The organism is Croceicoccus sediminis, from assembly GCF_007570835.1.
Taxonomy (GTDB): Bacteria; Pseudomonadota; Alphaproteobacteria; order Sphingomonadales; family Sphingomonadaceae; genus Croceicoccus; species Croceicoccus sediminis.
Genome location: NZ_SUNC01000002.1, coordinates 120,108 through 134,006, shown reverse-complemented (window position 1 = coordinate 134,006; position 13,899 = coordinate 120,108). Strand labels below are relative to the sequence as shown.

The window sequence follows — 13,899 nt, the reverse complement described above, 5'->3', positions numbered from 1 at the left end:
CCGATCCCACACCATTTCCGCACCATGCCGACCTCACCCCGCACCAAATCTTCTGTCTGGCCGAATTAGAATCTGCTTCTAAGAATTTCAGAGCGGGTGTCAAGCTGGCTTGATTGGCATTCCGGCGGTCTTGGTGCGAGGATCAAATTCCCCGGAAAACCGGGCATGGAGCCGTGGCCGGAGAGGTGATTTCGATTAGTGCGTTGCAATGTACAGGTGTACCGTAATAGATTCCCGCTTTGATGGGGATGCAAATCGCATCGCCGCAAACAGGATCAGTCCGTGCCGAAATCCGCCGCATCGCAGGTCACCCGCAAACCCAAGCAGCCACGCAGCCAAGCCTCGCTGAAGCGAATGATGGATGCCGCGCGCCAGTTGCTGATCGAGCGTGGGGGTGACGAATTTACCCTGCAGGAGGTCAGCAAGGTAGGCGAGGTTTCGATCGGATCGATCTATCACCGCTTTGAGAGCAAGGAAGATCTCGTTCGCGCGGTGCTTGGACTAGCGATGAGCGAAATGGCCGAGGAAGAGAGAAATTCCTTCGTCCATGTTCTGAAACAGTCGGATAACCTCGCATCCTTCGTCCGCGCCTACGTCACGAATTATTCCGAAATTCTACGCGACAACGCCCTAATGCTGAGCCTTGCCATGCGGCAGGCCAGCGGCGACCCGGATTCCTCGCGCGAAGGCTACCGCCGCGAGAAGGACACTGCCGATGAAATGGCGCGCGGAATCCTTCACTTCGAATCCGAAATCGTCGGCGACGCGAAAGTGAAAGCGCATCTTGTCTTTCACATAACCTTCGCCACGCTCGCCAGGCACCTCAGCCTGGACAGCCAGGACCCCATGATCGAACAACAGGACTGGAACACGCTGGTCGAAGGCCTTTGCGACATGATCGTCGCTTATCTGACCAACTGACACCAAGGCGTTCAGGTGAATTCGATCGTTTTTTCCGTGAAGCGGACCGATGGGAACGGCATGTAGCTGATCCTCAGCTGCTGACGCAGCGACACGGTATGCTTTCCCGCGGTCAACCCTCCGGGATAAGCGACTATCAGCTTTGCCGGGGCGCCAAAATTCCAGCGCCGATCGTAGGCGGTTTCCATTTCATCCAGACCGATTCGGCCGTTGCCATCGTCGAAGGAAATTGCGTCCCGCGGCAGGTCGTCCCCATCCAGAGAAACCGCCAGGTCTTCAAGCATCGAGAGCGTCAGGCCGCGATAGTAGCCCAGCTTGGTTCCGAAACTGAACCCGGTAGGCGCGTGCTCCGGGCCGACATTGGCAAAGCTGTCGGGGTCTATGATGTACTTGTCGAACATTGCATCAATCCTTTGACGAAACGCGCGGCTGCGTGGCGTCGAGCCACCGAACGAACTGTTCAAGCCAGCCTTCTGCCGCCGTACCCTTGACGCCAGCCCCGAAGCCATGGCCCCCATTTGCGAAGTAGTGGAACTCGACCGACTTGCCGGCCGCCTCCCAGCTGTCGACGAGGCCATGCGGCCCCTTGCCGAACAAGGGATCGTCGGCTGCGAGCACGACGAAGAGCGGTGGAGCATCGGCAGGCACGTCAACTGAATTCATCATCGGATATATCGGCGCGGCGAAAGCCAGCTCTCCTGCATCTTCGCCGGTCGCGAGACTTCTCGCCAGCATGCCGCCCGCCGAAAATCCCATGAACCCGATCCGATCGGGGTCGATGCCGTAAGTCTGCGCGTTCGCTTTCAGGTATGCGATGGCCGCTTCCCCGTCGGATAGCGCCTCTGGCGGCGTATCGTCCGGAAGAGCGAAGCTGGCTTTCGCACCGCTCATGGCAGGGATGATCTCGCGATCGAACTGCGCCTGATCGACGGGGGTGGGGACCGTGCGGTATTTCAGGATGAAGGCCGGAATTCCGTTATTCGCCAGCCAGCGGGCAATATCCCACGCCTCGTTCTGCATCGACAGGCCGAGAAACCCGCCACCGGGTGCGACGATGACGGCCGTGTCGCGGTGAGTGCCCACGGGAAGCACGGGCGTAAGGGTGGGGTGCGTCACATTGCGGACCCACGTCTTCCCTTCCGAAATCGTCCAGATCTCGCGATCCTTCGCCTGATCGGACACGGGCATCGCAATTTCGCCCTGCATCACGGGCGGCGCGATGATCGTGCTTTCCATGACCGGATATTCCGGTTCCTGCGCTGCGGCCGGCACGGTCAGCGCGCATGCGGCGATGCCAAGCAAAAAGGCGTTCTTCATGCTGTCTCTCCCAGAAGTCTCTCGAACATCACGTGCTGGCGCCGGACTTGTTCGCGGCTGTCGACGTCCTCTGCGTCCTGCACCCAGCGGTTGCCTTCATATTCGCTCGATAAAGTGCCTTGCCAACCGGCCTTTACCAACTCGGGGATGACTTCGTCGTAGGCGATGGACGGGTCGTGGCAATCCTCGGTCATGCCGTAGAACTTGGCCTGAATGTGCCTGAAATAGGGTGCGAAGTCGCCGATCCGCCTGGGGTTGGCATAAGGGGCGTGACGTAGCGTTTCAGCCATGCGCACTTCTGCCGGATTGCCCTGCATCTTCACGGCCACTTCGTAGATCGTGTATTCGCACATCACCTTTTCCTCGTGCTGGTCGACGATGAACTGGGTGATTTCGGGGCGTGCGCCTTCGCGTTCGAACCGGGCGCGGAATTCGGGCGGGTAGTGCTTCATGAAGATGCCCATGTCGGGCAGAATTCCCAGGTGCCTGGTATTCAGCCGATCCGCGACCTCTATGGTGCGCAGGATCCACGCGTGATCGAGATACCATGGGGCATGGACTTCCACCCCCATGTGCACGTCAAGCTCCTCCGCATAAGGGACGCAGCGTTCGAGGATGTCGGGCCTGACGAAGATCAGGATGCGCATGTTCCGGATGCCGAGCCGGTTGCAAAGTTCCAGATCGCGGCGAATGCTGGCGACCTGTTCATCGTCGGTCATCAGCCGGTTCTTGCGCAGTTTCGTATCGAGAAACATGTCGTAGCACGTGAAGTGACAACCGTGTCGGTCCAGCATCGCATGCCATTCGGCGATTTCCGCATCGGTCACGTGCGGAAAGCTGGGCATGTTCTGTTCGGGGAGAATCTCGATCCCCTTCGCCCCGATTGATGCTGCGAACGATACGCAGTCCTCAACGTTCATCTGGCCCAGGAACATCTCCTCCTGGAAGCTGTAAAGGCTGACGCCCCGCTGTATCTTCGGTTTCATTTCTAGGCCAATCCGATCAATGGAAACTGTGCTGTGCGCGAATGGGGCGCGGGCCGGAGGTTATGATGCGAACCGGGCCTGGGCTGCGGCCGCACGAGTGGTCAGAAGACCCCGTTGCCGGTTGACGCAATGCCCCCGATCCGCCTGACACGGCGGCGACAACGGTTGCAAAAATCGCGATCATGTCGCCCACCCGAACAGCTCATCCCCGATATCATTATGGAATCATGTTCTAGTATATAGTTTTGGACATGTAAATCGGGAAGCCACCCGCGCGATCGAAGCCTTGGGGGCAGTGGCCTATGATTTCGGCTCACCCGGCGCTAACAGGCCGGTTTGCGAGTGGCTGGACTGGCGCTACTGGCTTTGCGGAAACTTTCGGACCCAGGGGGGTTTAGAGAGTTTGGAGGGCTTCTGATGTTGAAGTGGGTGCGCCGTCGATATCTCGACGTTCTTGGTTCGATTTACATTTACAACGAACATCGGGGTTACACGGCAATCGACCGCGTCCTTGAGGCTGTCCGCGTGCGATCACCCGGCGATACCGATCTCATAGCCGCGATCGAGCAGCACCGCGCGGACGAGCGTGCGCACTACGTGATGTTTCGCCGTTGGTTCGAACTTCAAGGCCGGATGCCCCTCGCGGTCGACCGTACTTTCGGTCACATCGATCGTTTTATCGAGATCATGTTCCGGACCCGTATCGACCAGCTCGATACGCAGGCCATCATCGATGACGACCGGCAGTTCGAGAAATTGTGCCGTGTTATCGCGCTGACCGAACAACGCGGCTACAGGCAGGTCGAAATCCTGCTCAATCACCGGCTGGTAAAAAGTGACCCGGTACTGATGAAGATCTTCCGCGTGATCAAAAAGGATGAGCCGAGTCACTGGGCTCCCTATGAAGGCTGGCTGCGCAAGCACGGCAAGCGCGAACCGAAATGGTGGGAACGCCGGATCGACACGTTTATCCATTCCGAGCTGCTGTTCCTAAAACTGCCGGTCCTGTTCCTCAATCCGTTCATCGGCCGCCGCACCGACTGGGCGGACAGCGGCGAAGCACAGGCCAAACCCGCTACGGCTCCCGCCGCCGCGTGACGGCACGTCTGGAAGAGGCTGGAAAGCCGCCGCTGCTTGCGCGCCTCCTCACGCTCGATGTGGGCGGCATGCTGCTGCGCAATACCGTGGTCAGCACCGGCGCATTCCTGTTGGGACTGGCGGCGCTTTGGGCGCTTGTGGCTCTTGGCGGGATGGACAAGGTGCTGGCGACCGGCATCACTTTCCTGCTGGCGCAGACGTTCCATTACACGCTTGGCCGGACGTGGGTTTTTCGCGGGACCGACCGGGCGGTCGGCGCAGGCTATGTCATATTCCTCGCCAATTCCGGGATCGGCCTGATCATCACGGTCGCGCTGTTCGCCCTGCTCATGGAATACACGGCGATGCACTATCTTGTCGCGCGGGTGGTGGTGTCGGTTTTTGCCGGGCTTGCCATGTTCGTCGCCAACGCGACTTTCAATTTCCGGCGCGTCTGAAGCCATGCGGGTCGCGCTTTTTTCCGGAAATTACAATTACCTGCGCGAAGGTGCCAATCGCGCGCTCAACAAGCTCGTCGGCTATCTTGAGCGCAAGGCCGGTTGCACCGTGCGCGTCTATTCGCCGGTCACCGATACGCCTGCATTCGAGCCGGAGGGAACGCTGGTGCCGGTATCGTCCATTGCCTTGCCGGTGCGCAGCGAATTCCGGCTTGCGCTGGGCCTGCCCCGCGCGGCGAGGGAGGACCTCGACCGTTTCGACCCACAGATCGTCCACGTCTCGACCCCCGATATCCTCGGCACTCGCGCCCAAAGCTGGGCGATTTCGCGCGGCATCGTGCAGGTGGCCAGCATGCACACGCTGTTCGAGACGTACCTCGCATATTACGGCATCGACTGGCTCAGGCCGCTCGCCGAAGCGCATTTGAACCGGTTCTATCGCCGGGCAGATCATGTCTTTGCCCCGACGCCTGCACTGGTCTCGGACCTTCAGCGACTTGGCGCGGATACGCGTGCGAGCGTGTGGAGCCGGGGCATCGATCGAGAGTTCTTTTCACCCTCAAGGCGCGACATGGTCTGGCGGCGGGCACATGGTATCGCAGACGATGAAGTCGCGGTCCTCTTCTTCGGGCGACTGGTCAAGGAAAAGGGGATCGACATCTATCGCGACGTGCTTGCGGGCCTTGGCCATCGCGCGAATGTTCGCGCGCTGATCGTCGGCGCCGGACCGGCAGGTTCCGAATTCGAAGGGATCGGCCGCGCAGTCCTGACCGGCCACCTCGAAGGCGAAGAACTGGCGAGGGCCGTGGCGAGCGCGGACATCATGCTGGCCCCCAGCACGACGGAGACCTTCGGCCAGGTCATGCTCGAAGGGATGGCGAGCGGCCTTGCGGTCGTCAGTGCGGATGCTCCCAGCGCAAGGGCCCTTATCGAGCCCGGAGTCACTGGCCTGCTTTGTCGCCCCAAGGCGGTCGGAGAGTATATCTGCGCGCTCGAGAGCCTCATCTCAGGCCCGGCCATACGTCTTGGCATGGGAGAGCGGGCCCGGGCAGCAAGTTCGGCGTACAGCTGGGATCGTGCGTCCGACAGTGTCGCCGAGGTCTATCGCGATCTCCTCGCGAATTACGCCCGATCGTAGTCCAGCGAACGCCTGGGTGCGGTTTCAGCGCCTACACCGACCCAACGCAATCGCGAAACAGCTAGCGCCCCTTTATGTCGAGCATACGACAACCGGCCGCTGGCGACACTTCGCGACATTCGCCCTGTTTGCAGACATTTGCGGCTTCACGACTGTCAGAACAAATCTGCATCCTAGTCGAAGTAGTCACGCGCAAATAAAGCAACAGATGATTGAAATTGATGCAAGACTCATCTTTGCTTGAGTTAAGTTAACAATCGTGGTTAACTTTTAACCTACTTTTCCGAGTCGTGGCTGTGGTACTGCCATTGTGTTCTCATGAACCAATGGACTGTTATCTCATGTCTTTTTGACTCGGGCGATTTGCTGAAATCCGATCCGGATCTTTTCGGATCGACTGGATCAGGCATGTTTGCGGGGGGCGATCATGACGATTTCGATATCTTTTCTCGATGGTGACGGCGTCGAAGACACGCTGAAGCTCGACCAGACCTCTGGCGTTCAGGACAGCGATCCTGATCGGCCGACGGGGGCGGACGACGACGATGACGATGACGACGTTCCGCTTTACGTCCTGGCCAACGCCGATGGCGGCTCCGATGAAGGCGCCGACGACGCGCTTGTCACCGGTGCAGGAACGCTTGCCGAGCCGTTTCTGGACTATCTCAACACCCTTAACGGCTCGCTTCTCGACGATGACCTGATCGCCTTTGCCGCCGATGTCGGCGGGGCGAGTTCGCCGACTTTCGCAACCGTCACCGCGTCGGGCGGAGAGACGATCAAGAGCGTCTATTTCGGCGATGGATCGGGCAACCTGTTCGATGGAGACAAGGCCACCTGGAACGGAGAGGACTTGCTCACCGCGGCGGGCGACAACATCTACCTGTGGTCTGTGGCGTCGGAGGGCGGCCGTATCCTGCTCGCCACGACAAGCAGTGTCGAAGGGGCCGGCGACCTGGTCGCGGCTTTCTACATGGAGCCGAGCTATACCGGCGATGTCCCGCCTGCCGAATTCACCGTGAAGGTCGAGATGATCACCTTCATGCCGATCAACCACCCCGATTTTACCGACCCGGACGACTTCATCAGCTTTGCCGACGTGGTGAACATCAGCGTCGCTGGCAGCCTGTCGTTCGACTTCGACAATCTAGATTCGGGCAACTTCCTGTGGGTCGCTGTCGGTGACGGTAGCGAAGGCCTGCTCGTCACGGGCCATGACCTCAATGTCCATGACGGCGGCAGCAAGGATGGCCAGTTGGTCAAGGGCGGGCAGGACCCGTCCGACACCGTGAACACCAGCCAGGGTGGCATCGGTGCAACCATCGGCATCAACGCCCAGCACTTCGTGGACGGCCCCAAGGACAAGGGACAGCCAACCGATGGCTCAATCGGCGTCTTCACGCTGGTCACCGGCTTTCAGCCGCTGGAGGATTCCGGGACGGGTCAGGCGACGGGCATCGATATCGACGACGTCGACTACACCGGTTACATCAACGCGCCGAGCGCGAAGATCTTCATCTCGCAGACCGAAGGCGGCACCGCCACGTTCAGGCTCGCGGCCTGGGAAGCGGACGCCGACAAGTCGACCGCGACGCTCGACCCCGAAACGGGCAAGGCCTATATCAATACCAGCGGCACCGGCCCCTATGACGAGGACGCCGAAACCGCACTGAATGATGATACCGCGATCGATCTCAATCGCGTTGTGCTCTACCGCGAGGGTCAGGACCCGCTGGTCTGGGATATCGACGAAGGATCGAACGATACGACGCAGGGCGGCATCCACGTCAACATCACCGACAATTACCTTGAGATATCGGGCGTCACGACGGCCGATACGATCGAGTTCTTTGCCGAGGATGGATCGACCTTCAACCGCTTCACGGTGCAGGGCCTGAAAGGCACTAATGCCTTCGACATCGGGCGTGTCGACATCTCGCAAGGCACGGTCACCAGTGCAGCCGCGCCTTTGCTGGTGGACGACGACGGCCCCGATGCGGTCGCTTCCGGCACGCCGGACGCGCTCTATCTGGACGAGAGCGAAACCACCGATCCCGATGGCGGGACAGGCAACGCGCCCGCCGATACGGTAAGCGCGACTTCGGCGACTTATGCGGCACTGTTCTCTGGTTCCGACCATGGCACCGACGGGGCCGGAACGACCAGCTATACGCTCGACCTCAGCACCGATGGCACGGGATCGGGCATCTTCGTCATCGATACTTCTGGCGGCAAGGGCGAGGAGGTCAAGCTTTACCAGCAGGACGATCAGACGATCATCGGCTATACCGGGGACAGTCCGGGCGGTGAAGGCAGCCCGGTTTACCAGACGATCTTCGTGATCTCGGTCGAAAACAATTCCGCAGATGCCGAATTCGGCGAAGTGACCTTTGCCCTGGGCGCAGATTACGCGAATGTCTGGCACTCCGATTTCGCCGATGGCGATGCCGACGACGACGTCAGCCTGACGGTCGGTACCGGCGAACACTTGCGCCTTGTCCAGATGCTGGTGGACGGCGACTTCGATCCCGATAGCGACCCGGTGCCGGAAGGCGACAGCGATTCCGCCTACGTCGATCTTGGCGCCGGTGTCTTCTATGTCGAGGACGACGGACCCAAGGCAGGCACGCCGGGCACGCCGACCAAGCTATATGTCGATGAAAGCGTCGGCACCGATCCCGATGGCGGCGCAGGCATGGCCGATGCTGACGTGGTGACGGCTTCTGCCGACTTCGGCGCTCTGTTTACCGGCGGCACGTACGGGACGGACCTTCCCGGATCGACCGGCTACACGCTCGTGCTCGCCACCGAAGGCGACGGGTCGGGCCTCTACGCCATCGATCCGGTCAGCGGCGGGAAGGGTGACGAGATTCTGCTCTACACCTCGGGCGGCCAGATCATCGGCACCGCCTATGGCGACACCTACCTGTCGATCGCGGTCGACAATGACGATACCAGCGCCAACTTCGGCAAAGTCACTTTCAGCATCGACCATGCCGACTATGGCAACATCTGGCACAGCGGCACCGGCAGTGACGACGATGCGGCCGAACTGAAGCTGGACGCCGCGGGCGACCTCCTCCTGCGCCAGACGCTCACCGATGCCGATGGCGACAAGGATACTGCCGACATGGGCCTCGGCATTGGGGTATTCTATGTCGAGGACGACGGCCCCAAGGCGGGAACGCCCGGTACGCCGACCAAGCTCTATGTCGATGAGAGCGTCGGCACCGATCCCGATGGCGGCGCAGGCATGGCCGATGCCGATGTGGTGACGGCTTCTGCCGACTTCGGCGCTCTGTTCACGGGCGGCGCATATGGTACGGACTTGCCCGGATCGACCGGCTATACGCTTGTCCTCGCAACCGAAGGCGACGGATCAGGCCTCTACGCCATCGATCCGGTCAGCGGCGGCAAGGGTGACGAGATTCTGCTCTACACCTCGGGCGGCCAGATCATCGGCACCGCCTATGGCGACACCTACCTGTCGATCGCGGTCAACAACGACGATACCAGCGGTGACTTCGGCAAGGTCACTTTCAGCATCGACCATGCCGACTATGGCAACATATGGCACAGCGGCACCGGAAGCGACGATGATGCGGCCGAACTGAAGCTGGACGCCGCGGGCGACCTCGTGCTGCGCCAGACGCTTACCGATGCCGATGGCGACAAGGATACTGCCGACATGGGCCTCGGCATCGGGGTCTTCTATGTCGAGGACGACGGACCCAAGGCAGGCACGCCCGGCACGCCGACCAAGCTCTATGTCGATGAAAGCGTCGGCACCGATCCCGATGGCGGCGCAGGCATGGCCGATGCCGATGTAGTAACGGCGTCTGCCGACTTCGGCGCTCTGTTTACCGGCGGCGCGTACGGGACGGACCTTCCCGGATCGACCGGCTACACGCTCGTCCTCGCCACCGAAGGCGACGGGTCGGGCCTCTACGCCATCGATCCGGTCAGCGGCGGCAAGGGTGACGAGATTCTGCTCTACACCTCGGGCAGCCAGATCATCGGCACCGCCTATGGCGACACCTACCTGTCGATCGCGGTCGACAACGACGATACCAGCGCCAACTTCGGCAAGGTCACTTTCAGCATCGATCATGCCGACTATGGCAACATCTGGCACAGCGGTACCGGCAGTGACGACGATGCGGCCGAGCTGAAGCTGGACGCCGCGGGCGACCTCGTCCTGCGCCAGACGCTCACCGATGCCGATGGCGACAAGGACACTGCCGACATGGGCCTTGGCATCGGGGTGTTCTACGTCGAGGATGACGGCCCCAAGGCGGGAACCGCGCAGACACCCACGAAGCTGTACCTGGACGAAAGCGTCGGAACTGATCCCGGCGGTCCGGGCAATGCGGCCGCCGGAACGACCACGGCGACAGCCAATCTGGGCGCACTCTTCATCAACCAGGCTCTCGGCACCGATCTGCCGGGTACCACCGGCTATTCGCTGGTGCTCAGCCTCGACGGGGTCGGCTCCGGGCTGTTCACGCTGGGCGCGGACGGTGCCAAGGGTGAGGAGGTCAAGCTTTACCAGCAGGATTCCGGCACGGTCATCGGCTACACGGGTGATGATCCGGGCGGTGAGGGAACACCGGATTACGACGAGATCATCGTCATTTCGGTCGAGACGGCGGCGGGACCGGACTTCGGCAAGGTCACCTTCCAGTTCGGCGCGGACTACGACGACTTGTGGCACCCGGATGAAACGCTGGACGATGAAAGTATCGTCCTGACCGTCGCGGGCAGCGAAACACTCGCCCTGCGCCAGACTGTCACCGATGCCGACGGCGATTCAGCCTATGCTGACATGCAGCTGGGCGCGAATGTCTTCTACGTCGAGGACGATGGCCCCTGGGTCACCACGTCAGAGATCGACAGCTATTCCTCCGACACGACCTATTTCGCCGACAACGTCGTGGGCGACACGCTGAGCGATGCGGACGGGTTCAGCTTCGGCGGTGTCCAGGACGAGGACTACTCTTGGCTCATCACCGATGCGCCGGGCGGCAAGGACAGCGCCGATGCCAGCGGGTTCAGCTGGCGCTATGCCGATGTCGATGGCGACGGCGTGGTCGGGGAACATGAAATCATCGGATCGTACAAGGGCGTCGATCTTTACGAGCTATCCATCGCTGACGACGGCGCGGGAACGGCGAACTACTACTTCGAGATGTTGTCCGCGTTTCTTGGCAGCAGCACCGAACTCGACACATCGAACATCAAGGCGGGCGGGCCGGACACGAATTTCATCGATGTTGGTGTCCTCAACGGGGGCGATGGCGACTTCGTCCGGATATCCGGCTTCGACGATGCCAACGACGATGGCGTCGGCGACCCGGACGAGGGAGAGGCCGTCAACGAGAGCAATCTCAACGTCGGTGTCGACAACGGCAACCTCGACAGCGGCGAGATCCTGGCCTTCAGCCTGTACGAGAACGGACCCGACGCCGATCCGACGCCGATCACCGGGATCATCATCGGCACGAAGACGGCACAGGGCTTCAGCTACGAGTGGGTGGCCTACGATGCCCAGGGGAACGTGGTCGACACGGGCGGCGACACGATTGGCAAGAACGAAGCCATCGTCGTGGAAACCAATGCCAACAATCCGTTCGCATATGTCGAGATCAAGAACCTGGACGGCGAAGCGGTGAAGATCGGGCTTGGCGATATCGAGATCCTGCGCAACCCGCCGGACTACGTGCTGGAATTCGACGCGGCGCTTCGCGATGCGGACATGGACGCCTCCGCGTTCTCGTTCGAGATCGGCATAGACGGCGACGGCGACAGCCAGATCACGACACCGATCGACGTGTCGTTTGCGCCGGATGCGACGGAACTGGCTGCCATGCAACTGGCGCCGATTGCCTGAGGCCGCTCAGCGGCGCACCGCAAGGGTTATGGTTTTCGGGTGCGGGTCTGCATCCGCCATTGCCGGCGGCGTTTGCGTCAGTGTTGCCGCTCTCTCGATCTGGCCGTCGGCGTTGCGCATCACGGCCTTGAGGCAGGTGTGGCGCACGATCGCCATTTCCAACGGCCATTCGTTGAAGCCGCAGACTTGTTTGGCCGCTTCGCGCGCGCGTTTCCGCAAGGTGATCAGCCCGTCCTGCGTGTCGAGGCGTAGGTCGGCGTAGCTGACCCTGACCATCCGCGTCGCAGAAACGTTCAATGGTTCGGCACTGGCCTGGCTTGCCGAAATCGTCGCCGCGCAGGCGAGCGTTATGAAAATTGCACGGTACAACATGATTGTTCCCCTTCATCGCAATAGAGCCAGCGAAAGGGTCGGACAGTTGGCGTGTTTTCGCCATGATCAGGACCTGATTTTTAGCTGATGGATTTATGAAAAATGCCTGATTTCCATTGGAAATACTTCACGCCAGACTTGTAGCGCCCGTGCTCTCGTTGACTCGAAACGGGGCGTCGTCGTAAATTACAGGTCATCAATTCGAACACGCTTCGGGCCATGAGTGATGGCGGCAAACACGATCGAACTGGCGCATGAGCCGGATTTCACGGCAGGACCGCTGACCGTCCTTCCGCGCACGCGTGAACTTGTCGGACCCGATGGCGATCGCATCGTTCTTGAACACCGGGTCATGCAGGTGCTTATCGCGATTGCGCGCGTCGATGGCGAAATCGTCACGCGGGACGACTTGATAGAAACTTGCTGGAATGGCCGGATCGTCGGCGAAGATGCCCTGAACCGCGTCATTTCCCGCCTGCGCAAGGCGCTGGCCAGGGTCGGTGACGGGGCCGCCCGGATAGAGACCCTTCAAAAGGTCGGATACCGGCTGGTGCTTGGCGATACGGTCGAAACACCGCTCGCGCCCGAGGGTTCGGTTTCTCGCAGGCAGGTTCTTGCCGCGTCTCTGGCGCTGGCCGTGCTGGGCGGTGCCGGGATATTCGTCGGTAAGCGCGGGCGAGAGCGTATTTCGCCTGAAATCCTGGCGCTCCTCGAACAGTCGCGACAGCTTCTGGGACAGGAGACCCGCGATGCGCAGAACCAGGCGATCGGATTGTTGAAGAACGTCGTCGGCGAAGTCCCGGGCTTTGCCGACGGCTGGGGCAGGTTGGGGCTGGGCTATGGGTTGGTGTCGCACACGCGCGTGCGGGCAGAGGCCGATGTCATGCGCACCCGCGCGATGGCTGCGGCGCGGCAGGCGCTGGAGCTAGACCCGGGCAATGCCTGTGCCGAGATCGCGGTTTCGGTCTCGCTCCCTTGCGTAGGAAGTTATCTTGAACGCGAACAGTGCCAGCAACGCGCGATGAAGGTGGAGCCCGGCAATTACGACGCGATCGTCTGCACGGCCAATACCTTGCAGTTCGTCGGCCGCAATGGCGAGGCCGTGGCGCTTTACCGTAGTCTTCCCGACGGGCCACTGACGCCTGCGGATCGCAACAACATGATCCGCGCCTTGTGGAGCGCAGGGCTGGCCGAAGATGCGGAGCGCGAGATGGTGGAGGCTGCCTCGTTATACCCGACGCAGATTTCGATCTGGCTTACCCGGCTTTATATCAAGCTTTTCAGCGGGGACGTCGGGGCGGCGATTGCCTTGTCCCATGACACGCGAAACGCGCCCACCGGCACTTTCCCCGACCGGGTCGCACGGTTTGAGACACTGGCAGCCGCCCTGCAAACGCGCGAGCCAGAGCAGGTCAAGAAGGCGGCCCAGATGCTGCGTGAACGGGCGAAGATCTGCGTCTACGAAGCGGAACTTTCGATGCGGGGGTTGAGCGCGCTTGACCGCGTGGATGCGGCTTTCGAAGTTGCCGATGCCTATTATTTCAGCCGCGGCTATCGCGTGCCGGACTTCACGCCGGACGGAGGTATCTCGCTCGACCGGCGCAACACGCGCCAGCTGTTCGAACCCGTCACCGCAGCCATGCGTGCCGATCCTCGCTTCGGGCGCTTGATGGCAGAACTTGGGCTGGACGAATACTGGGCCGCATCGGGCTCCCGCCCTGATTACCGGCTGGCCTGAAC

The 13,899-nt window shown here is 61.2% G+C and carries 10 protein-coding genes; 6 read left to right on the top strand and 4 right to left on the bottom strand.

What is annotated here, in order from left to right; translation table 11 throughout:
• Positions 1 to 282 precede the first annotated feature (282 nt).
• Positions 283 to 921 carry a TetR/AcrR family transcriptional regulator gene (locus FAX90_RS08670; protein ID WP_144097007.1) on the top strand — a complete coding sequence of 213 codons (639 nt, stop codon included), beginning with the start codon at positions 283 to 285 and terminating at the stop codon, positions 919 to 921.
• An 11-nt stretch (positions 922 to 932) separates the two neighbouring features.
• Here FAX90_RS08670 and FAX90_RS08665 read toward each other — a convergent pair whose 3' ends face one another.
• Genes FAX90_RS08665 through FAX90_RS08655 form a run of 3 tightly spaced genes read right to left on the bottom strand, consistent with a single transcriptional unit; the run spans position 933 to position 3,224 of the window.
• Positions 933 to 1,322 carry a C-glycoside deglycosidase beta subunit domain-containing protein gene (locus FAX90_RS08665; RefSeq protein ID WP_144097006.1) on the bottom strand — a complete coding sequence of 130 codons (390 nt, stop codon included), beginning with the start codon at positions 1,320 to 1,322 and terminating at the stop codon, positions 933 to 935.
• Between the two features lie 4 nt (positions 1,323 to 1,326).
• Positions 1,327 to 2,238: an alpha/beta hydrolase gene (locus FAX90_RS08660; RefSeq protein ID WP_205700656.1), complete on the bottom strand. Its 912-nt coding sequence runs from the start codon at positions 2,236 to 2,238 to the stop codon at positions 1,327 to 1,329.
• On the bottom strand, positions 2,235 to 3,224 hold the full coding sequence (locus FAX90_RS08655) for a sugar phosphate isomerase/epimerase family protein (RefSeq protein WP_240704808.1): 990 nt from the start codon (positions 3,222 to 3,224) through the stop codon (positions 2,235 to 2,237). The genes FAX90_RS08660 and FAX90_RS08655 overlap by 4 nt, the downstream gene beginning before the upstream one ends.
• Positions 3,225 to 3,566: 342 nt before the next feature.
• On the opposite strand from FAX90_RS08655, the gene FAX90_RS08650 reads away from it, so the two are divergent.
• The 4 genes from FAX90_RS08650 to FAX90_RS08635 all read left to right on the top strand — a co-directional run bounded on the left by FAX90_RS08650 (position 3,567) and on the right by FAX90_RS08635 (position 11,787).
• The gene (locus tag FAX90_RS08650; protein WP_240704807.1) at positions 3,567 to 4,322 is read left to right on the top strand and encodes a ferritin-like domain-containing protein; all 756 of its coding nucleotides are present in this window, start codon (positions 3,567 to 3,569) and stop codon (positions 4,320 to 4,322) included.
• Entirely contained in the window at positions 4,319 to 4,759 is a 441-nt protein-coding gene (locus FAX90_RS08645) for a GtrA family protein (RefSeq protein ID WP_144097005.1), read from the top strand. The genes FAX90_RS08650 and FAX90_RS08645 overlap by 4 nt, the downstream gene beginning before the upstream one ends.
• A 4-nt stretch (positions 4,760 to 4,763) precedes the next feature.
• Entirely contained in the window at positions 4,764 to 5,897 is a 1,134-nt protein-coding gene (locus tag FAX90_RS08640) for a glycosyltransferase family 4 protein (RefSeq protein WP_144097004.1), read from the top strand.
• Between the two features lie 427 nt (positions 5,898 to 6,324).
• Entirely contained in the window at positions 6,325 to 11,787 is a 5,463-nt protein-coding gene (locus FAX90_RS08635; RefSeq protein WP_144097003.1) for a DUF5801 repeats-in-toxin domain-containing protein, read from the top strand.
• 6 nt (positions 11,788 to 11,793) lie between these two features.
• Here the strand turns inward: FAX90_RS08635 and FAX90_RS08630 are convergent, their stop codons facing one another.
• Positions 11,794 to 12,159 carry a UrcA family protein gene (locus FAX90_RS08630; protein ID WP_144097002.1) on the bottom strand — a complete coding sequence of 122 codons (366 nt, stop codon included), beginning with the start codon at positions 12,157 to 12,159 and terminating at the stop codon, positions 11,794 to 11,796.
• Positions 12,160 to 12,385: 226 nt separating this feature from the next.
• Between FAX90_RS08630 and FAX90_RS08625 the strand changes: the two genes are divergently transcribed.
• Entirely contained in the window at positions 12,386 to 13,897 is a 1,512-nt protein-coding gene (locus tag FAX90_RS08625; RefSeq protein ID WP_144097001.1) for a winged helix-turn-helix domain-containing protein, read from the top strand.
• Positions 13,898 to 13,899 lie beyond the last annotated feature (2 nt).